The sequence below is a fragment of the Pseudomonas sp. PICF141 genome (assembly GCF_002286815.1).
Classification (GTDB): domain Bacteria; phylum Pseudomonadota; class Gammaproteobacteria; order Pseudomonadales; family Pseudomonadaceae; genus Aquipseudomonas.
In genome coordinates this window covers 59461-79399 of the sequence record NZ_MUNM01000069.1, presented here as the reverse complement: position 1 = coordinate 79399, position 19939 = coordinate 59461, and the positions used below count along the sequence as shown (strand labels likewise).

Here is a 19939-nt window from a genome sequence, read left to right as displayed (position 1 = left end):
GGTTTTACCGGCGCCAGGCATGACCTGGCGCCCGATCCAATTTAGCTGGCGACGATATTGACCAGTTTCCCAGGCACTACGATCACTTTGCGAATAGTCAGGCCATCGACGAAGCGCAGGACGTTTTCGTTGGCTCGTGCGGCCGCTTCGACTTCTTCGCGGCTGGCGCTGGCCGGCATTTCGATGTGGCCACGCAGCTTGCCGTTGACTTGAATGACAAGCTGCAGGCTGTCCTGTACCAGGGCGCTTTCATCCAGCACCGGCCAGCCGGCATCGATGACCGGATCGGCGTGACCGAGGCGATGCCACAGTTCGTGACTGATGTGCGGGGTGATCGGAGCCAGCAGCAGGACCACGGTTTCCAGGCCTTCGTGAATCAGTGCGCGATCCTGTTCGGTGCCTTGCGCGGCTTTTTCCAGCACGTTCATCAACGTCATCACTTGGGCGATGGCGGTGTTGAATTTGTGGTTCTGGCCGACGTCGTGGCTGGCCTGCTTGATCGCCTGGTGGATCGAGCGGCGAATGGCTTTCTGTTCGTCGCTCAGGCTGGCGATGTCCAGTTTGCCCGGCAGGCCCTGGATGACGTGTGCTTGAGCCAGACGCCAGACGCGTTTGAGGAAGCGGTGCGAACCCTCTACGCCGGAGTCGGACCATTCCGCGCTCATGTCGGGTGGCGAGGCGAACATCATGAACAGGCGGCAGGTGTCTGCGCCGAACTGGTCAATCATCGACTGGGGGTCAACGCCGTTGTTTTTCGACTTGGCCATCTTCTCGGTGCCACCGATTTCCACCGGCAGGCCATCCGCGATCAGCTTGGCGCTGATGACCTTGGCTTTGCTGTCGCGTTCGAGCTCGACATCCGCCGGGTTGAACCACGTGTAGGCACCGTTGGCTTCGCGACGGTAGTAAGTCTCGGCGATCACCATGCCCTGGGTCAGCAGGTTCTTGAACGGCTCGTTGGAGCTCACCAGGCCTTCATCACGCATCAGTTTGTGGAAGAAGCGCGCATAAAGCAGGTGAAGAATGGCGTGTTCGATGCCACCGATGTACTGATCCACCGGCAACCAATGGTCGGCCGCCGATTTTTCCACCAGACCACCTTCATAGTGGGGCGAGGCATAGCGGGCGTAGTACCACGAGGACTCGACGAAGGTGTCCATGGTGTCGGTTTCACGCTTGGCCGCGGCGCCGCATTTCGGGCAGGTGCATTCGTAGAACTCGGGCATGCGCGCCAGCGGCGAACCAGCGCCGTCCGGCACGACATCTTCCGGCAGCACCACGGGCAGTTGATCTTCCGGGACCGGCACATCACCGCAGGTGTCGCAGTGGATGATCGGGATCGGGCAGCCCCAATAGCGCTGACGGCTGATGCCCCAGTCGCGCAGGCGGAACTGGGTGCGCGAGGCACCGAGGTTTTTCTTGATCAGCGCCACTTCAATGGCGTCGAAGGCGCCTGCGAAGTCGAGGCCGTCGAATTCGCCGGAGTTGATCAGCGTGCCGTGCTCGCCGTACGCATCCTGCCAAGGCGCCGGGTTGGTGTCACCGGAGCTTGTGCGCACCACGGATTTGATCGGCAGCTTGTACTTGGTGGCGAACTCGAAATCACGTTCGTCGTGAGCCGGAACAGCCATCACCGCGCCATCGCCGTAATGCATAAGCACGTAGTTGGCGACCCACACCGGGAGTTTCTCACCGGTCAGCGGGTGTTCGACGAACAGCGAGGTTGGCAGGCCTTTTTTCTCTTGGGTGGCGACGTCGGCTTCGGCAACGCTGCCGCCCTTGCATTCAGCGATGAACGCTTGCAGCTCAGGGTTGTTCTGCGCGGCCAGGGTGGCCAAATGGTGTTCGGCGGCCACGGCAACGTAGGTTGCGCCCATCAGGGTATCCGGACGGGTAGTGAAAACTTTCAACGCGCCGGTTTCACCGATGGAAGCGACGTCGTACGGGAATTGCACTTCCATGCCGCGGGATTTGCCGATCCAGTTGCGCTGCATGGTCTTGACCTGTTCAGGCCAGCCCGTCAGTTCGTCGAGGCTCTCCAGCAGCTCATCGGCGTAGGCGGTGATCTTGAAGTAGTACATCGGGATTTCGCGCTTTTCGATCAGCGCGCCGGAACGCCAGCCGCGACCGTCGATCACCTGCTCGTTGGCCAGAACGGTCTGGTCGACCGGGTCCCAGTTCACCGTGCCGCTTTTTTTGTAAATCACGCCTTTTTCGAACAGGCGAGTGAACAGCCATTGTTCCCAGCGGTAGTAATCAGGCTTGCAGGTGGTCACTTCGCGCGACCAGTCCACCGCCAGGCCCAGGCTGCGCAGCTGGCTTTTCATGTAGGCGATGTTTTCGTAGGTCCACTTGGCGGGCGCTACGTTGTTCTTCATCGCGGCGTTTTCCGCCGGCATGCCGAAGGCGTCCCAACCCATGGGTTGCAGGACGTTCTTGCCTTGCATGCGCTGGTAGCGGGAGATCACGTCGCCGATGGTGTAGTTGCGCACGTGCCCCATGTGTAGCTTGCCGCTGGGGTAAGGGAACATCGACAGGCAGTAGAACGTCTCCTTGCCTGGCTGTTCACTGACTTCAAAGGACTTTTGCTCATCCCAGAATGACTGGGCGGCGGCTTCGATTTCACGGGGCTGATATTGTTCGTGCATGGCTACTTTTGAACTGAATAGGGGTGGCCTAATCCTCTTCAATGCAACGCTGGACGGTGAGAACGCCAAATCGACGTTTCGGTGCCCAGGCGAGCTGGAAGTGGAGTTACAGGAAGCGCCGTAGCATACATGACCGCACTCTACCGAGGGAAACCCTGATTACACGCAAGGATGCGGCCAATACCTGCCCCGAGGGCCGTTGGTCGCGGCACTCAGCCGGTTTTTTCAGCGAGGCTAAGCTCTAAAAGGGGAGTGAGTCTTATCTTCAATGAGGTGATGGATGGTTGAGTCACAGCAAAAAGCTACAAAACCGGAGCTATACGAAAAACTGATAGACCGTCTCGCAATGGCCCTGGACACGGCCAAAACAGCCGGACGGCTGCGTGATGAGCGTCCCCTGGAGCTGGAGCTGCGTGGTTTGAGCCCCGCAGAGTTTGAACTGGTCAAGGCCTATCTGGATCGTAGTGAACGTGAAACGCACGGATGCTTGTCAGCAGCAGTGAAGCAACTCGAGGCACCGCGTTCGGCCAAGGTCATCTGGCTCAAGGATAAGGCACCCGGCAAAGGCGCGGTAAAGGTCCGGTCTTTGCAATTCAAGTAAGGGCACTTGAAGCCATGGAAAATGGTTTTTTGAAACAAAGTCCTTCAACGCTTATTGTCGCATTGCATCAACCCACCTAGGCTTCGGGCATCTATGGAGATGCTCGATGCCTTTTCGTTATTTCGTTAAACAAATTCTATTGCCACCCGGCATTTTATTGCTATTGCTGATACTTGCCTGGTGGTGGCGCCGCTCCAGGCCCAGGCTGGCGGGGTTGTGTTTCGTCCTGGGCGTGGGCGGCTTCTGGTTGATGAGCCTGCCGGTGGTGGTGGAATGGAGTGCCAAGGCTCTGGAGCGAGAGCCGCCGCTGGCGCGCGAAGAATGGGCAACCCTGAGTCGGCGCGCCGATGCAATCGTGGTGCTGGGTTCAGGGCGTGAGCGTGGCGATCCGGCTTGGGGCGTTGACCAGCCGACGGGCGTGGGCCTGGGGCGCGAGCGCTATGCCGCGCGCTTGGCCAAGGCGTCTGGCTTGCCGATTCTGACCAGTGGTGGTCTGCATTACGGCACACCACCGACCGAAGCGAAGCTGATGGCGGACTCGTTGCTCGATGATTTCGGCGTGACCGTGCGTTGGCAGGAAGGGCGCAGCCGCACGACGTGGGAAAACGCGCAATTCAGCGCCCAGGTGTTGTTGCCGGAAGGAATCAAGCGGGTGGTGGTCGTGACTCAGGCCTGGCATATGCCGCGAGCGGTCTGGAGTTTCCGGCAGGCCGGATTTGAAGTGGTGCCAGCGCCCGTAGGGTTTTTAGGCGTGGACAATGCCCGACCGCTGGGCGGCTGGTTGCCGGAATTCAAATCGATCTGGCAGAGCGGGCAATTGATGAATGAAGCGGTGGGGCAGATCGGGTATTCGTTGTTTTATCGTTGAAGATCAAAAGATCGCAGCCTTCGGCAGCTCCTACGCGCCCGTTGGGCGCTGCCGAAGGCTGCGATCTTTTACAGGCGGCACGATACTTAAACGGTCTTCGCCATCCGGTTCGCCACCAATGCCCAACCAAACAACAACATGCAACTGATGATCAATGGCCACGAGCGCCATTCCAGATACGGCGTGAGGTTGTGCATCGGCACCACTTCGCCATACAGGATGCCTTGTTCGAACTGCGGAATCTGCGCCGTGATCTGACCGAACGGGTTGATCAGCCCCGTCACGCCGTTATTGGTGGCGCGGATCATCCAGCGGCCGGCTTCAAGTGCACGCATCTGCGCCATCTGCAAGTGTTGCAGCGGGCCGATCGAGGTGCCGAACCAGGTGTCGTTGCTGATGGTCAGCAGCAAATCGCTACGGGCAGCGAGGCTGGCGGCGAATTCCGGGTAGACCACTTCGTAGCAGATGAACGGTGCAATCTGATAACCCTTGGCTTGCAGCAGCGCTTGATCGGCCGGCCCACGGGCAAAGTCGGACATCGGCAGGTCGAAGAAAGCGATCAGGCCACGCAAAACTTCCTGCAGTGGCACGTATTCGCCGAACGGCACCAGTTTTTGCTTCAGGTATGTGCCATCGCCTTCACCGACGACGGTAATACCGTTGAAATAACGCTTTTGGTGATGGAGTTCCTGGCGAATCGGCACACCGGTGATCAGCGCGGATTTACGCTCGGCGGCGAAACTTCCCATCATGTTCAGGTAGCCCTCGGCGGACTCCTTGAGTACCGGGACCGCCGTTTCCGGCCAGATCAGCAGGTCGACGCGTTTGGAGCTCAAACTCATGTCGCGGTACAGCGCCAATTGCGCATTGAGCTGTGAGGGGTCCCACTTCATGCTTTGTTCGATGTTGCCCTGAATCGCCGCGACGCTCAGGGGGTCGCCTGCCGGGCTGGTCCAGGCATGTTCTTTGAGCGCCATGCCGGCCACCCATGGGCCTGCCAGCAGGAGCACGCCGACAGCGATGAAGCCTGCACGACCGGTGCGTACCAGGCGCGCAGCGTTGTAGATCAGCGCAGCCGTCAGGGCCAGCGCGAAGGAAATCAGCCACATCCCGCCGACCGGCGCGAGCCCGGCCAATGGGCCGTCGAGCTGGCTGTAACCGGAATAGAGCCAGGGGAAACCGGTAAGGAACCAGCCGCGAAAGGCTTCCTGGGCCACCCACAACGCCGCAAATGCCAAGGCATCGGCCAGCGGCGCTTCGTTACGGCGCAGCCAGCGCGCCCAAATCCAGGCGGGCAGGGCGAAGAACCAGGCAATCGCCATGGTGAAGGCGAGCATCAACAACCCGGCCAGCAGCACCGATGCGCCACCGAAGTTGTGAATGCTGTAGTAGATCCAGCTGGTGCCCGCGGCAAACAGGCCGAAACCGAAGCACCAGCCACGACCCAGGGCCTGGCGGGGGCTCAGTTCACGCAAACCGGCGTAAAAGAGACCGACCGCCAGCAAGGCCAGCGGCCAGATATCGAACGGCGCCAGGGCCAGGGTAGTGAGTGCACCGGCCGCCATGGCCAGCAGGTTACCGGGCCAGCCGGGGCGGGTCATCCAGTGCATTTCTTTCCTTAATGTTTACCGGGCAATAGGGGTCAGACGCAGCAAGTGAATCCGACGGCTGTCGGCGTTCAGGATGCGGAAGCGATAGGCGCCGATTTCTGTGATTTCGTTGCGTTTTGGCAGGTGCCCGAACGCACTCATCACCAAGCCGCCAACGGTGTCGAATTCATCGTCGGAGAATTCGCTGTCGAAGAACTCATTGAAGTTATCGATCGGCGTCAGGGCCTTGATCAGGAAATCACCACTGGGCAGCGGCTTGATGTAGCTGTCTTCTTCGACGTCGTGCTCGTCTTCGATGTCGCCGACGATCTGTTCCAGCACGTCTTCGATGGTCACCAGGCCAGCCACGCCGCCGTATTCGTCGATGACGATGGCCATGTGATTATGGTTGGCGCGAAATTCACGCAGCAGCACATTCAGGCGCTTGGACTCGGGCACGAAGGTAGCCGGGCGCAGCAGGTCCTTGATGTTGAAGCTGTCGCCGTTCTCCTTGAGGATCAGCGGCAGCAAGTCCTTGGCCAGCAACACACCCATCACGTCATCGTGGCTTTCGCCGATCACCGGATAGCGGGAGTGGGCCGAGTCGACCACGGCCGGCAGGAACTCGCGAGGTGTCTGGGTCGCCTTGATGCTGATCATCTGCGAGCGCGGGACCATGATGTCCCGTACTTGCAGGTCCGCAACCTGGATGGCGCCTTCGACGATGGCCAGCGCTTCGCTGTCCAGCAACTTGTTTTGATGTGCGTCGCGCAGCAGCTCCAGCAGCTCCTGGCGGTTTTTCGGCTCATGGGCAAAAGCCTGGGTGAGCTTACCCAGCCAGGACTTCTGCCCGTTGCTCGATCGATCTTCGCTCATAGCGATTACTCTGAATCCTTTGTTGTCACGATGGGGGATGTGTCTGTTTCGTCGTCCGCATAAGGGTCCGGATAACCCAGCTCTGCAAGCAACGTTCGTTCCAGTGCTTCCATTTCTTCGGCTTCGTCGTCATCTATGTGGTCGTAACCAAGCAGATGCAAGCAGCCGTGAATGACCAGATGCGCCCAGTGGGCCTTTACTTCCTTGCCTTGTTCCGCCGCTTCGCGTTCGACTACCGCTACGCAGATCACCAGATCACCGAGCAGGGGAATATCGAGAAACTCATCGGGGACATCGGCCGGGAACGACAAAACGTTGGTGGCGTAGTCTTTCTGCCGCCAGGTGAAGTTCAGTTCGCGTGCTTCTTCCTCATCGACCAGACGGATGGTCATTTCGGAGTCGGCGGTGCGCTGGCGCAGGGCCAGTTCGCACCATTGGCGGAATTCGGCTTCGCTTGGGGCAGACGCTTCGCTAGCCAGTTGCAGGTCAAGCTCAAGCATCGGGGCGAGTGTCCTTGGGAGAAGGCTTCGCCGTTTCGTCGGCTGTGCGATTTTCGAAGCGCTCATAGGCTTCGACGATGCGTTGCACCAATGGATGGCGCACCACGTCCTTGGGCATGAAGTGGGTAAAGCTGATACCCGGAACGTCCTTGAGCACCTCGATCACATGATGCAGCCCGGATTTGGTGCCTTTCGGCAGGTCGACCTGGGTGATGTCACCGGTGATGACCGCCGTGGAGCCGAAGCCGATGCGAGTCAGGAACATTTTCATCTGCTCGACGGTGGTGTTCTGGCTTTCGTCGAGGATGATGAAGCTGTTGTTCAGCGTACGACCGCGCATGTAGGCCAACGGCGCGACTTCGATCACTTGGCGCTCGATCAGCTTGGCTACGTATTCGAAGCCGAGCATTTCGTAGAGCGCGTCATAAAGCGGGCGCAGGTAGGGGTCGATTTTCTGCGACAGGTCGCCGGGCAGGAAGCCGAGCTTTTCGCCCGCTTCAACCGCCGGACGAACCAGCAGAATGCGGCGAATCTGCTCGCGTTCCAGCGCATCGACCGCGCAGGCAACGGCCAGATAGGTCTTGCCGGTACCGGCCGGGCCGATGCCGAAGTTGATGTCGTTACCGAGAATTTCCTTCACATAGCGCACTTGATTCAAGCCGCGTGGGCGAATCATGCCTTTCTTGGTGCGCAAGGCGACGGACGGTTCGGCGGGAGAATGATTGTCCAGTTCCTCGACGGCCGATTCCTGCAGGAACAGGTGAACCATGTCGGGCGACAGCTCGGTACCTTTGGTTTCCCGGTACAAGCGGCGCAGCAGGTTTTCCGCTGAGGTGGTGTGCTTGCGCTCGCCGATCAGTTCGAACTGATTTCCGCGGTTGCGGATCTCGATCGCGAGGCGCTGTTCGATCAAGCGCAGATGCTCGTCGAATTGCCCGCACAGATTGGCGAAGCGGCGAGCTTCAAAAGGCTCGAGGATGAAACGATGTGGTTCTATGGGTGCGTTCAAGGTCGTATTTAGCCGCCCAAGGGCAATTATGATGAATCAAGGATAGCGCCAGTCGCCTGGGTGCGAAAGCTCTTAAACAGACCAATGTTGAGCACCGTCCTTGTAGGAGCGAGGCTTGCCCGCGAAGAACGATAACGCGGTCCGGCAGACAGACTGCGGCGCGGCCTTCGCGGGCAAGCCTCGCTCCTACAGGTTTTGCTGCGTTATGGGAGCAGCGAGCCCCGTAGCGAGTGCGGTTGCGCGGCATCGATGTGCACATCGGCGAACTGCCCGATCAGGGTCGGATTGTCGCAGCGGAAGTTGACGATACGATTATTCTCGGTCCGGCCTTGCAGTTCACCGGGGTCTTTTTTCGAATAATCGGTAACCAGAATCCGCTGAATGGAGCCCACCATTTGTCGGCTGATCTCGAAGCCTTGTTGATTCAGGCGATGTTGCAGGGCGTTCAGGCGTTCTTTTTTCAGTTCTTCCGGCGTTTCGTCGGCCAGATCGGCAGCTGGCGTGCCCGGGCGCTGGCTATAAACGAACGAGTAGGAAAAGTCGAAGCCGACGTCTTCGATCAGCTTCATGGTCTGTTCGAAGTCTTTTTCGGTCTCGCCCGGGAAGCCGACGATGAAGTCAGAACTGATGCAGATCCCCGGTACGGCCGCCCGCAATTTACGCAGCTTGGATTTGTACTCCAGCGCAGTGTGATTGCGTTTCATCGCCGCGAGGATCCGGTCGGAACCCGATTGCACTGGCAAATGCAGGTGTTTCACCAGCTCCGGCACCTCGGCGTGGGCCTGGATCAGGCTGTCGGAGAATTCCAGTGGGTGCGAAGTGGTGTAGCGAATCCGTTCGATACCCTCGACAGCGGCCACTACCCGGATCAATTCCGCCAGATCAGCCAGGCGCCCATCGTGGGTGGTGCCGCGATAACCGTTGACGTTCTGCCCCAGCAAGGTCACTTCCCGTACGCCGTTTTCGGCCAGGTGAATGATCTCGGCAATCACGTCGTCGAACGGTCGGCTGACTTCTTCACCACGCGTATAAGGCACCACACAGAACGTGCAGTACTTGCTGCAGCCTTCCATGACCGACACGTAAGCGCTCGGCCCGTCAATGCGCGGCTCGGGCAAGTGGTCGAATTTTTCGATTTCCGGGAACGAGACGTCGACTTGCGGCAGTTTGGTATTGCGTGCGGCGTCGATCATTTCCGGCAGGCGGTGCAGGGTCTGCGGGCCGAATACCACGTCGACATACGGAGCGCGATCACGGATCGCCGCCCCTTCCTGACTGGCCACGCAACCGCCAACGGCGATGACCATGTCCGGATTAGCCAGTTTAAGTTCGCGCCAACGCCCCAGCTGGGAATACACCCGGTCCTGGGCACGTTCGCGGATCGAGCAGGTATTAAGCAGGATCACGTCGGCATCTTCAGCGCGAGCGGTGACTTCCAGGGCCTGATGTTCACCCAGCAGATCGACCATGCGCGAGCTGTCGTACTCGTTCATCTGGCAGCCGTGGGTTTCGATGTAAAGCTTCTTGGCCATGGATAGAGTCATCACGTGATTCAAAGAACCGCGCATTATAGGGAACATGCTCCCAGGTTCCTACCGTTGCGCGTCCGGTGGCTATGCTATAGTTCGCGCCCTCATTTTGACCCCCGATGTTATCCGCCCACCATGACCAAACGTGAAGCTCCAATCTACAAGGTGATTTTCCTCAATCAGGGCCAGGTGTACGAGATGTATGCCAAGCAGATCTATCAAAGTGATCTGTGGGGCTTCCTGGAAGTGGAAGAGTTCGTCTTTGGCGAGCGCACGCAAGTGGTCGTCGATCCGAGCGAAGAGAAGCTCAAGGCTCAATTCGAAGGCGTTGTCCGCAGTTTCGTGCCAATGCATTCGATTGTGCGCATCGACGAAGTCGAGCGCCTCGGCACCCCGAAAATCAGCGAAGCCCGCGGCGCGGTCGGCAATGTCATGCCGTTTCCGATGCCGATGCCTGAGAAGTAGTCTTCGAGACCGGGTCGCTCCCTTTGCGGGCAAGCCTCGCTCCTACAGGCCAGCGCTGCCCTTGTAGAAGCGAGGCTTGCCCGCGAAGAGGCCAGAAAGACCAACGCAGAATTCAAGGTAGCGGTGAGAAAGGCGTACGCCCATCGGCGCTCTGCAATTCCATGAGGTATTTACGGAAAATTTGCCCCAGCACCTGGGTAGCGACTTCCAGGTCTTCGCGGGGCATTTTTTCGGCGACTTCATCGGCGGTGTCCAGCGCCTCTTCGGCACCGTTGACCGCGGCCATTTTCAGCACGATATACGCCTGAACGTTATTGGCAGGTACGCCTTCGCCACGGAAGAACATGGTGCCGAGTTTGAATTGCGCCTGGGCGTGGCCTTGCAGCGAGGCCTTTTCGAAGTAGCTCAGGGCTTGATTGAGGTCGCGCGGCGCGTTTTTGCCGTCGTAATAGAATTCACCCAACTCGTATTGCGCTTGCGCATCCCCTTCATCCGACGCTTTCTGACAGGCGGCGAGCGCTTGCGTCAGGTCTTGCGGCTGAGTATTGAGGGTGCAGCGACCCATCGCCGGGATCAACAACGAGTTGCCGCCTGCTTGTGCGAGCGCGAGCAGGGGCTGAAGGAGCAACAGGCAGCCCAATGCAAGGGTGCGGCCGGTGCGGTTCATGGGAATCGACTTACCTCTGAAGGGCGCGTGGACCCATCGAGGGGATCCAATAAGCGCGCATTATGAAATAAGCAGGGCCAACCTTACAAAGTCTTTACTCGTTTTTCTGCTGCGCGGGGAATATATCGCCCATTTTGCGGAGGATTATTGGCAGAAGAGCAGGAAAAGGGCGCGGATGCAGGTGGAAGCTGACGCTGGCAATGGCCAACGTCAGCGTTACAGCATTTATTTCAATGCGGCGAACGCACGCTCGGCGGCGTCCAGCGTCAGTTTCAACTCGGTTTCGCCGTGGGCGATCGAGGTGAAACCGGCTTCGAAGGCGCTTGGCGCCAGGTACACGCCGCCTTCAAGCATCAGGTGGAAGAAACGCCCGAACAGGCCGGCATCACTGGCCATTACATCCTCAAAGGTCACAATGTCGTCAGCGCCGCTGAAGTACAGGCCGAACATGCCGCCGGCCTGAGTAGTCACGAACGGAATGCCAGCGGCGTCGGCGCGCTGTTGCAGACCATCGAGCAGACGGCTGGTGTAGTCGCTCAGCTCGGCGTGGAAACCAGGACGACTGATCAGGCGCAGCGTGGTCAGGCCCGCCGCCATCGCCAGTGGGTTACCCGACAACGTGCCGGCCTGGTAGACCGGCCCCAGCGGTGCGATGTGTTCCATGATCTTGCGTTTGCCGCCGAAGCAACCCACCGGCATACCGCCACCGATGATTTTGCCGAAGGTGCTCAGGTCCGGCGTGACGCCATAATGGGCTTGGGCGCCGCCGAGGGCGACACGGAAACCGGTCATCACTTCATCGAAAATCAGCACCACGCCGTGTTTGTCGCACAGAGTCCGCAGGCCTTCGAGGAAGCCCGGTGCCGGCGGTACGCAATTCATGTTGCCGGCCACTGGTTCGACAATGATGCACGCCACGTCCTGGCCGACTTCGGCGAGCAGGGTTTCTACCGCATCGATGTCGTTGAACGGCAGGGTCAGGGTGTGTTTGGCGAACGCCGCCGGTACACCGGCCGAGCTAGGTACGCCTTGGGTCAGGGCGCCGGAACCGGCCTTGACCAGCAGGCTGTCGGAGTGGCCGTGGTAGCAGCCTTCGAATTTGATGATGCTGTCACGGCCGGTAAAGCCACGGGCCAGACGAATGGCGCTCATGGTCGCTTCGGTGCCGGAGCTGACCATGCGCACCATTTCCATCGACGGCACGATCGAGCAGACCAGATCGGCCATTTCGGTTTCCATCGCGGTCGGGGCGCCGTAGGACAGGCCGTGTTCCAGCTGTTTGCGCACCGCGTCCAGCACGTCCGGATGGCTGTGGCCGAGAATCATTGGCCCCCAGGAACCGACGTAATCCACATAACGCTTGTCGTCTTCGTCGGTGACGTAGGCACCTTCAGCGTGTTTGAAGAACAGCGGCGTGCCGCCAACACTCTTGAACGCACGAACAGGCGAGTTCACGCCTCCTGGAATGTGTTTCTGGGCATTGGCAAACAGGGTTTCGGAACGAGACATGATCGGGCTCTCAAAAAATCAGGATTTGAACAATTCGTTAAAGGCGCGGGCGCGGCGTGTCACTTCAGCCGTACTCTCGGCGCCAAACAGGCCGTGCACCACCGCCAGCAAGTCGACCCCGTGGGCCACCAGCGGCGCAGCGTTGTCCAGCGTGATGCCGCCGATCGCGCAGATTGGCAGGTGCAGTTTGCTGCGCGCCTGATCAAGCAGGTCGAGGCTGCAGGCCGGTGCGCCGGGTTTGGTATTGGAATTGAAGAAGCGACCGAAGGCGACGTAACTGGCGCCTTCTTTGGCGGCTTGTTCGGCGAGTGCGAGTTGCGCGTGGCAGGTCGAACCGATGATCGCCTGACGACCGAGCAGTGCGCGAACCGGCATCAGCGGGCCATCGGTCTGGCCCAGGTGCACGCCGACATTCAGGCGCGCGGCCAGTTCGGCGTCATCGTTGATGATCAGCTGGGTCTTGTAGCGTTCGCACAGATCGCGCAGGGCTTCGGCTTCGCGCAGGCGGCGGGCCTCGTCGCTGCTCTTGTCGCGGTATTGCAGCAGGGTGACGCCGCCTTCGAGCGCCGCCTCCACGTACGAAAGAAATTTACCGGCCAGTAACTGGCTGTCGGTAATGGCGTACAGGCCACGTAGTTTCATCGGACAAGCCTCTGCGCTTTACGCATAGAAAGTTACGAACAGAAATCCAGCGGCAAGCGGCGCGGCACGAACTGGCCTTTGCCCAGCTGCTCCGCATCACGCAAGGTGCGCCAAGTGTAGTCAAGCGCGCTCTTTACGGCACTGGCGAGGTGTTCACCCTGGGCCAGACGACCGGCGAGGGCGCTGGCCAGTGTGCAACCGGAACCATGGTAACTGCCGGGCAGGCGCTGGCAGGTAAAGGTTTCGCGGTGACCGTCGCGGCTGTACAGGCGATTGTGTATTTCGTGTTCATCGCCATGACCGCCGGTGATCAGCAGGTGTTTGACGAACGGCAGAAGTTTGTCGGCGCACTCGTCCGCGGTGCCTTCGGGCAGTTCGGCGAGGATGCGAGCTTCGGGAAGGTTGGGGGTGGCAATGATTGACAGCGGCAACAGGCGTTCGCGCATGGCGTAGCCGACTTCATCCTTGCCCAGTCGCCCGCCACCGCCGGCGCGCAGCACCGGGTCGCAGACCACCGGCAAATGCGGGTGCGCCGAGAGCAGTTCGACCACGGTGTCGACCATTTCCAGGGAACCGAGCATGCCCAGTTTGACGGCGGCGACTTCGGAGTCGTTGAGCACGGCGTTGGCTTGGGCCAACACCCACTCGCGATCGAGCACGCGGAAGTCAGTGACATTGACGGTGTCTTGCACGGTCAGGGCAGTGACGGCCGGAGCCGCATGACAACCTTGAGCGAGCAGGGCTTCGATATCTGCCTGCAAGCCGGCGCCACCACTTGGGTCGTGGCCGGAGAGGCAGAGGACAACGGGGCGAGAGCTGTAGATATTCATGGTGCGCGAGCTTACCACCAAACATGTTTTTTCGGGTGTCGGCCCGTGAATCGTGACGCGGTCCCTGTAGCAGCTGCCGAAGGCTGCGTTCGGCCGCGTAGCGGTCGTCAAGCCTGTGATCACGGTTAGCCTGATGCACTGCGGTGATTGATTTCGCAACGGCTTCGCCGTTGAACGCAGCCTTCGGCAACTGCTACAGAGGGATGTGTGCCGGGGTACCCTTGTCACAACCTGACCAAGCCTACAGCTCTAACTCAATGTATAGAGCTGGAACGCTTGTTCTAGAGCCTTCGCAGGAAAAATTTCAATGGTGTTCAATGGCCACCAACGGCTATGCTAGAGTGGATCCAAACCAATCACAGGTAATACCGGTTTTACGTCTGCTCAAAAGGAATGGGGGGCTTCCTGACACAACCGGACAGGCCACGCTGGGGCTTAAATGCGCTATTTGCTGATGTTGCTGTTGTGCTTGCCCCTCCTGGCGAGCGCCGTCGAGTTCGACGAGTTTACCCAGAGCCTTCCCCTGGGCCGAGCGATGCAGGTTTATGAAGACGCGGGCGGTCAGGCGACCATCGCCGAAGTCCGTGCGCAGGCGGCGGCCGGGCAATTCAAGCTTCATGATAAAAACACCCTCAACGCCGGTTATTCGCGTTCTGCGTTCTGGCTGAAAATTGACCTGCAATACCGCCCGACCAACCCGTCGGCGCAACGGTCCTGGTTGCTGGAAGTGGCTTATCCGCCTCTCGATCACCTGGATCTGTACGTGCCCGACACGGGCGGTGAGTATCAATTGGTCCGGCAGACCGGCGATGCGTTGCCGTTCGCCACTCGCGAGATCCGCCAGAACAACTATCTGTTTGGTCTGAATTTTGCGCCCGAGCAGGCGCAAACCGTGTATTTGCGTCTGCAAAGCCAAGGCTCGGTTCAGGCGCCCGTCACGTTGTGGTCGAGCACCGCTTACCTCGAAGAGCAGCCGGTACGGCTCTATGTACTGGGCCTGATTTACGGAGTGTTGCTGGGGATGCTGGTCTACAACCTGTTCATCTTCCTCAGCGTGCGCGACACCAGCTACCTCTATTACATCGTTTATATCGCCTCTTTCGGCTTGTATCAGCTGTCGGTGAACGGCGCAGCCGTTGAGTATTTCTGGCCCGACAATCCCTGGTGGGCCAACGCCGCGACGCCGTTCTTCATCGGCTGTTCAGGATTGTTCGGCAGCCAGTTCGCCCGCAGCTTTTTGCAGACGGCCACCCACAGTCGCTGGCTCGACCGTTTGCTGCTGGCGTTGATTGCGTTCAGTGCGCTGGTGGTCGGGTTGTCCTTGATGACCCATTACGCCCTGGCCCTGCGTCTGGCGACGTTGCTGGCGTTGGTGTTCACCGTGGTGATTTTCGCCGCCGGGATTTTCGCCTGGTGGCGTGGCCTGCGGGTCGCGCGGTATTTCATCATTGCCTGGTCGGCGTTCCTGCTCGGAGGCGTGGTCAATACCCTGATGGTGCTGGGTTATTTGCCTAACGTATTCCTGACCATGTACGCCAGCCAGATCGGCTCGGCGATCGAAGTGGCGCTGCTGTCCCTGGCCCTGGCCGATCGCATCAACGCCATGCGTGAGCAACAGGCGCAAACCCTGTTTGATGCTGGCCAGAAGCTCGAAGTGTTGAACCAGCAACTGGCCCACAGTAACAAGCTCAAGGACGAATTCCTCGCCACTCTGACCCATGAACTGCGCACGCCCATGAACGGTGTGATTGGCTCGCTGGAACTGATGCAGACCGTCGAGATGAATCCCGAGCTGGAGCAATACCAGCAAACGGCCGCCGGTTCGGCGCGGGACATGATGCGCATGGTCAACGGCATCCTGACCCTGACCGAGTTGCAGGCCGGCAAGCTCAAGGTCTATCCGGACACCTTCAGTTTGCGCAGTGTGGTCGAGGCCTTGCGCCTGCAGTTCGATGGCAATGCATCGGGCAAGTCGCTGGACTTCAAGGTGGAGGTTACGCCTGGGTTGCCGGATCGTTTGCACGGCGACAGCGGCAAGCTGACGCAATGCCTGGAATGCCTGCTGGATAACGCGATCAAATTCACCCGGGTCGGCGGATTGGCGCTGCGGGTGACGGGCAAACCGGTGGCGCCCGATCGGCTGGCGCTGTCCTTTGCGGTGATCGATACCGGCATTGGCTTTACCGATCTGGGGGAGGCAACGCTGTATCAGCGCTTCTTCCAGCTCGATGGTTCAATGACCCGTGAATACGGTGGCCTGGGCGTTGGCCTGGCCATTTGTCGGCAACTGGTCGAGTTGCTCGGCGGGCGTCTGAGTCATCGCTCGGAACCGGGACGCGGCAGTCGCTTTCAACTGGACGTGGAGTTCGAGCTGCCGCTGCCGGTGGTGGAACCTGCGCCCGCAATCACCGCGCAAGCCACCGATCTGCGTGTGCCTCAGGATTGCACGGTGTTGCTGGTCGATGACAACAGCATCAATCAGCTGGTGATGCGTGGCATGTTGCTCAAACTTGGGTTCCGCGTGTGCACCGCTGACAGCGGCGCCGCGGCGCTCGATCATTTGCAGCATGAAGCCGTTGACGCGGTGCTGCTCGATGGTCAGCTGCCGCCACTGGACGGCGCCTCGATCTGCTGCCGGATCCGCGCCTTGCCAGGTTGTGCCGAATTACCCGTGTTCATGCTTGGCCTGAGCGCAGACCGGGCCTATCGTCCGAGCGATACCTTCGTCGACTACCTGAACAAACCAGTGAAATTCGAAGATTTGCAGACGGCGCTCTCTCGACGGGTACTCTGCCCGGGGCAAGGCGAAAGCGCCGACAGTTAGGCAGATATGCCACTTTGTTCAGCTTCGGGGCGGTGCTTAACTGAAAGTCCCTTGGCTGACCAAAGGAGCCCTGTCATGAACCTGCATCAGTTCGCCGAAACCCACGAAGTCACCAATCAGCCGCCGTCGCTGGACGGCGCCAACCTCTATCGCATCGACCGGCCGTTGCAGGAATGGTCGCGGCGGTTCGATGCCGGTTGGGCCGAGTCGCGGATCGATGCTTACGGCGCCTTGGCCGGCGGGCCGCTGATGGAGGCGGGGTTTGCCGCCAATCAGAACAAACCGGTGTTCGTCAGTCATGACCGTTACGGTCATCGCATCGACCTGGTGGAATTTCATCCGGCTTATCATGAATTGATGCGCACGGCGGTAGAGCATGGCCTGACGGGCTTGCCCTGGACCGACACGCAACCGGGCGCCCACGTTGCCCGCGCGTCCATGACCTATTTGCACAGTCAGGCTGAAGCCGGCAGCGGTTGCCCGCTGACCATGACCTTCGCCAGCGTCCCGGCGATGCGCCTGCAACCGGATCTGGCCAAACACTGGCTGCCGAAAATCCTCGCCACCGAGTACGACCCGCGCAACGTCGGCATGGCCCACAAGGCCGGGGTCACCATCGGTATGGCCATGACCGAGAAACAGGGCGGCACCGACGTGCGGGCCAACACCACCAGGGCGTATCCGGTCGGCGCCAGTGGGCCCGGTCAAGCGTATGAACTGGTGGGCCACAAGTGGTTCTGTTCGGCGCCGATGTGCGACGCCTTTCTTACCCTGGCCCAGACCGACAAAGGCTTGACCTGTTTCTTGCTGCCGCGCCATCGCCCGGACGACACACGCAATCAGTTCTACATCCAGCGGCTGAAGAACAAACTCGGCAACTGGTCCAATGCCTCCAGCGAGGTGGAATTCCGTGGCGCCCTGGCCTGGATGGTTGGCGAAGAGGGCCGGGGTGTTCCAACCATCATCGAAATGGTCGCCATGACCCGTTTCGATTGCATGGTCGGCTCCAGTGCGTTGATGCGCCAGGCCCTGACCCAGGCCAGCCACCACTGCGCCCACCGCAAGGTCGGTGGCAAATTGCTCAGCGAGCAACCCTTGATGCAAAACGTGCTGGCCGACCTGGCTCTGGAAAGCGAAGCGGCGTTGGCCTTGAGCTTGCGCATGGGCCGGGCGCTGGATCATCTGGATGAGGGGCACGAAGCGAAATTCGCCCGACTGGTGACGGCGGTGGGCAAGTACTGGATCTGCAAGCGCGCGCCCGCGATGATCAATGAAGCGGCCGAATGCATGGGCGGCGCCGGTTATGTCGAAGAAAGCATCCTGCCGCGGCTGTACCGTGAGGCCCCGGTCAATTCGACGTGGGAGGGTTCCGGCAACGTGCAATGCCTCGACGTGCTGAGAGCGCTGTCGAAAGAGCCGGGTGTGCTCGATGTGTTGTTCAGCGAGTTGGGCGACGGTCATGGCGACAAACGCCTGGCGGCGCACATCAGCCAGTTGCAGGCGGCGTTCAAGGACACCGCCGACATTCAATACCGCGCCCGCCAGCTCACCGAAGACATCGCCTTGGGGCTTCAGGCCAAGCTGTTGCTGGAAGCGGGTAATGCGGCGGTCAGTGATGCCTTCATCGTCAGCCGCCTCGGTTCGACGGGTCGGGTGTATGGAACGTTGCCGCGCGGGTTGGAGGTGGAAGCAATCGTCGCCCGATCGACCCCGCAAGGGTTTTGACCACAAACACCACACGACCTGTGGGAGCGGGCAAGCCCGCTCCCACAGGATTTATCTGTACCTCTGAATTGATGTGCAGCCAACACGCCACTGTTCCCGTGAAGCGATGATGCAGGCAAGATGAAGGCCTGCAAGTCAGAACACAGGAAGCTGATCGTGACCGAAGCGTTTATTGTCGTTCAAACCGCCGAGCAAGCCGTGGATCGGCTTGCTGCCTTGCACGAACGTGCAACCACCGCGCTGAATCAGGCGCTCAAGCGTTATCTCAAGGATCGCGTCGAGCCGGACGCTGAACAGCGGGCTCTGTTTCGTTATCCCGAGTTGCGTCTGACTTACCTTTGCCAGGGCGAAGTCCCACAGACCACTCGCGCCTATGCCAAGGTTCAATTGCCGGGAACCTACAGCGTCACCGTCACCCATCCCCGGGCTTTTCGCAAATACCTGCTGGAACAACTCGTCCCGTTGATGCACGACTTCACCGTGACCGTGGAAGTCGGCGTCAGCCAGCAGAACATTCCTTATCCGTACGTGGTCGAGCAGGGCGATGAACTGGCCGGTTCTGGCGTTACGGCGGCGGTGCTGGCGCGAGTGTTCCCGAGTACGGATTTGTCGGCCGCCACTGATGGCATCGCCGATGGCTTGTACGACTGGGAAAATACCGACCCGCTGCCGCTGGCCCTGTTCGATGCCGCACGGGTGGATTTCTCCCTGCGTCGACTGGTGCATTACACCGGCAGCGACTGGCGGCATGTGCAGCCGTGGATTCTGCTGACCAACTATCATCGCTACGTCGACCAGTTCATCGTTCATGGTCTGGCGCAACTGCGCAACGACCCGCGTTTTGTGCGCATGGTGTTGCCGGGCAATGTGATCATCGAAAAGGACATGGATCACGGCGAAGCGTCGGCGATCGCCGCCGGCGTGGTCTGGCATCGTTACCAGATGCCGGCCTATCACCTGATCGCCAGCGACGGCCATGGCGTGACCTTGGTGAACATCGGTGTCGGCCCGTCCAACGCCAAGAACATCACCGACCACCTGGCGGTGCTGCGTCCGCATTGCTGGCTGATGATTGGTCACTGCGGCGGCTTGCGTCAGTCGCAGACCATTGGCGACTACGTGCTGGCCCACGCGTACATGCGCCGCGACGGGATTCTCGACCGGGTCGTGCCGCCGAATATTCCGATTCCGGCCCTGGCTGAAGTGCAGATGGCATTGCAGCAAGCGGCGGCCAACATCACCGGTGAGAAGGGCGACGAATTGAAGAAGCGCCTGCGTACCGGCACCGTATTGACCTACGACGACCGTAACTGGGAACTGCGCTGGGCGCAGGAACGTCCGCTGATCAATCTGTCCCGCGCCGTGGCGGTGGACATGGAAAGTGGCACCATCGCCGCCCAGGGTTACCGCTTGCGGGTGCCCTACGGCACGTTGCTCTGCGTGTCGGATAAGCCGTTGCACAGCGAAATCAAACTGCCGGGTTCGGCCAACGCCTTCTATGAACGCGCGGTCAGCCAGCACTTGAAGATCGGCATCGAAGCGGTGGATCTGTTGCGCACCGAGCTCAACTCGCTGCACTCGCGCAAACTGCGTAGCTTCGACGAACCACCGTTTCGCTGATTTGCGATGGTCATTTAACGGTCAGGCTACTAGCATT

The 19939-nt window shown here is 60.0% G+C and carries 16 protein-coding genes; 6 read left to right on the top strand and 10 right to left on the bottom strand.

The window, feature by feature from the left end:
• Positions 1-41: 41 nt before the first annotated feature.
• Positions 42-2648 (bottom strand): leucine--tRNA ligase, encoded by a 2607-nt coding sequence (gene leuS / locus BZL43_RS20065; protein ID WP_095633906.1) that lies wholly within the window; start codon positions 2646-2648, stop codon positions 42-44.
• Positions 2649-2928: 280 nt separating this feature from the next.
• Between leuS and BZL43_RS20060 the strand changes: the two genes are divergently transcribed.
• Positions 2929-3249 carry a hypothetical protein gene (locus BZL43_RS20060; RefSeq protein WP_095633905.1) on the top strand — a complete coding sequence of 107 codons (321 nt, stop codon included), beginning with the start codon at positions 2929-2931 and terminating at the stop codon, positions 3247-3249.
• A 106-nt stretch (positions 3250-3355) separates the two neighbouring features.
• Positions 3356-4117 carry a YdcF family protein gene (locus BZL43_RS20055; RefSeq protein ID WP_095633904.1) on the top strand — a complete coding sequence of 254 codons (762 nt, stop codon included), beginning with the start codon at positions 3356-3358 and terminating at the stop codon, positions 4115-4117.
• Positions 4118-4203: 86 nt separating this feature from the next.
• On the opposite strand, the gene lnt is transcribed toward BZL43_RS20055, so the two are convergent.
• From lnt to miaB, 5 genes are all read right to left on the bottom strand, one after another.
• Positions 4204-5727, bottom strand: a complete 1524-nt coding sequence (gene lnt, locus BZL43_RS20050; protein ID WP_095633903.1) for an apolipoprotein N-acyltransferase — start codon at positions 5725-5727, stop codon at positions 4204-4206.
• 15 nt (positions 5728-5742) lie between these two features.
• Positions 5743-6582: an HlyC/CorC family transporter gene (locus tag BZL43_RS20045; protein WP_007894419.1), complete on the bottom strand. Its 840-nt coding sequence runs from the start codon at positions 6580-6582 to the stop codon at positions 5743-5745.
• A gap of 5 nt (positions 6583-6587) precedes the next feature.
• A complete protein-coding gene (gene ybeY / locus BZL43_RS20040) occupies positions 6588-7082 on the bottom strand; it encodes an rRNA maturation RNase YbeY (RefSeq protein ID WP_095633902.1) in 495 nt (164 codons plus the stop codon).
• A complete protein-coding gene (locus tag BZL43_RS20035; RefSeq protein WP_095633901.1) occupies positions 7075-8091 on the bottom strand; it encodes a PhoH family protein in 1017 nt (338 codons plus the stop codon). Before BZL43_RS20035 ends, ybeY begins: the two co-directional genes overlap by 8 nt.
• A 203-nt stretch (positions 8092-8294) precedes the next feature.
• Positions 8295-9623 carry a tRNA (N6-isopentenyl adenosine(37)-C2)-methylthiotransferase MiaB gene (gene miaB / locus BZL43_RS20030; protein WP_168185118.1) on the bottom strand — a complete coding sequence of 443 codons (1329 nt, stop codon included), beginning with the start codon at positions 9621-9623 and terminating at the stop codon, positions 8295-8297.
• A gap of 132 nt (positions 9624-9755) precedes the next feature.
• Here miaB and BZL43_RS20025 point away from each other — a divergent pair, with 132 nt between their 5' ends.
• On the top strand, positions 9756-10085 hold the full coding sequence (locus tag BZL43_RS20025; protein WP_007894425.1) for a DUF1820 family protein: 330 nt from the start codon (positions 9756-9758) through the stop codon (positions 10083-10085).
• Positions 10086-10197: 112 nt separating this feature from the next.
• Here the strand turns inward: BZL43_RS20025 and BZL43_RS20020 are convergent, their stop codons facing one another.
• The 4 genes from BZL43_RS20020 to BZL43_RS20005 form a co-directional block, all read right to left on the bottom strand.
• Positions 10198-10752, bottom strand: coding sequence for a tetratricopeptide repeat protein (locus BZL43_RS20020; protein WP_095633899.1), 555 nt, complete (start codon positions 10750-10752; stop codon positions 10198-10200).
• A gap of 225 nt (positions 10753-10977) precedes the next feature.
• Entirely contained in the window at positions 10978-12261 is a 1284-nt protein-coding gene (hemL, locus tag BZL43_RS20015; protein WP_095633898.1) for a glutamate-1-semialdehyde 2,1-aminomutase, read from the bottom strand.
• A gap of 18 nt (positions 12262-12279) precedes the next feature.
• Positions 12280-12903, bottom strand: coding sequence for a thiamine phosphate synthase (thiE, locus tag BZL43_RS20010; protein WP_095633897.1), 624 nt, complete (start codon positions 12901-12903; stop codon positions 12280-12282).
• A gap of 32 nt (positions 12904-12935) precedes the next feature.
• Positions 12936-13733, bottom strand: coding sequence for a hydroxymethylpyrimidine/phosphomethylpyrimidine kinase (locus tag BZL43_RS20005; protein WP_095633896.1), 798 nt, complete (start codon positions 13731-13733; stop codon positions 12936-12938).
• A 439-nt stretch (positions 13734-14172) separates the two neighbouring features.
• Between BZL43_RS20005 and BZL43_RS20000 the strand changes: the two genes are divergently transcribed.
• The 3 genes from BZL43_RS20000 (at position 14173) to amn (ending at position 19902) form a co-directional block, all read left to right on the top strand.
• Positions 14173-16557 (top strand): hybrid sensor histidine kinase/response regulator, encoded by a 2385-nt coding sequence (locus BZL43_RS20000; RefSeq protein ID WP_095633895.1) that lies wholly within the window; start codon positions 14173-14175, stop codon positions 16555-16557.
• 75 nt (positions 16558-16632) lie between these two features.
• Positions 16633-18282 carry an acyl-CoA dehydrogenase family protein gene (locus BZL43_RS19995; protein ID WP_095633894.1) on the top strand — a complete coding sequence of 550 codons (1650 nt, stop codon included), beginning with the start codon at positions 16633-16635 and terminating at the stop codon, positions 18280-18282.
• A gap of 120 nt (positions 18283-18402) precedes the next feature.
• On the top strand, positions 18403-19902 hold the full coding sequence (amn, locus tag BZL43_RS19990; protein ID WP_168185117.1) for an AMP nucleosidase: 1500 nt from the start codon (positions 18403-18405) through the stop codon (positions 19900-19902).
• Positions 19903-19939 lie beyond the last annotated feature (37 nt).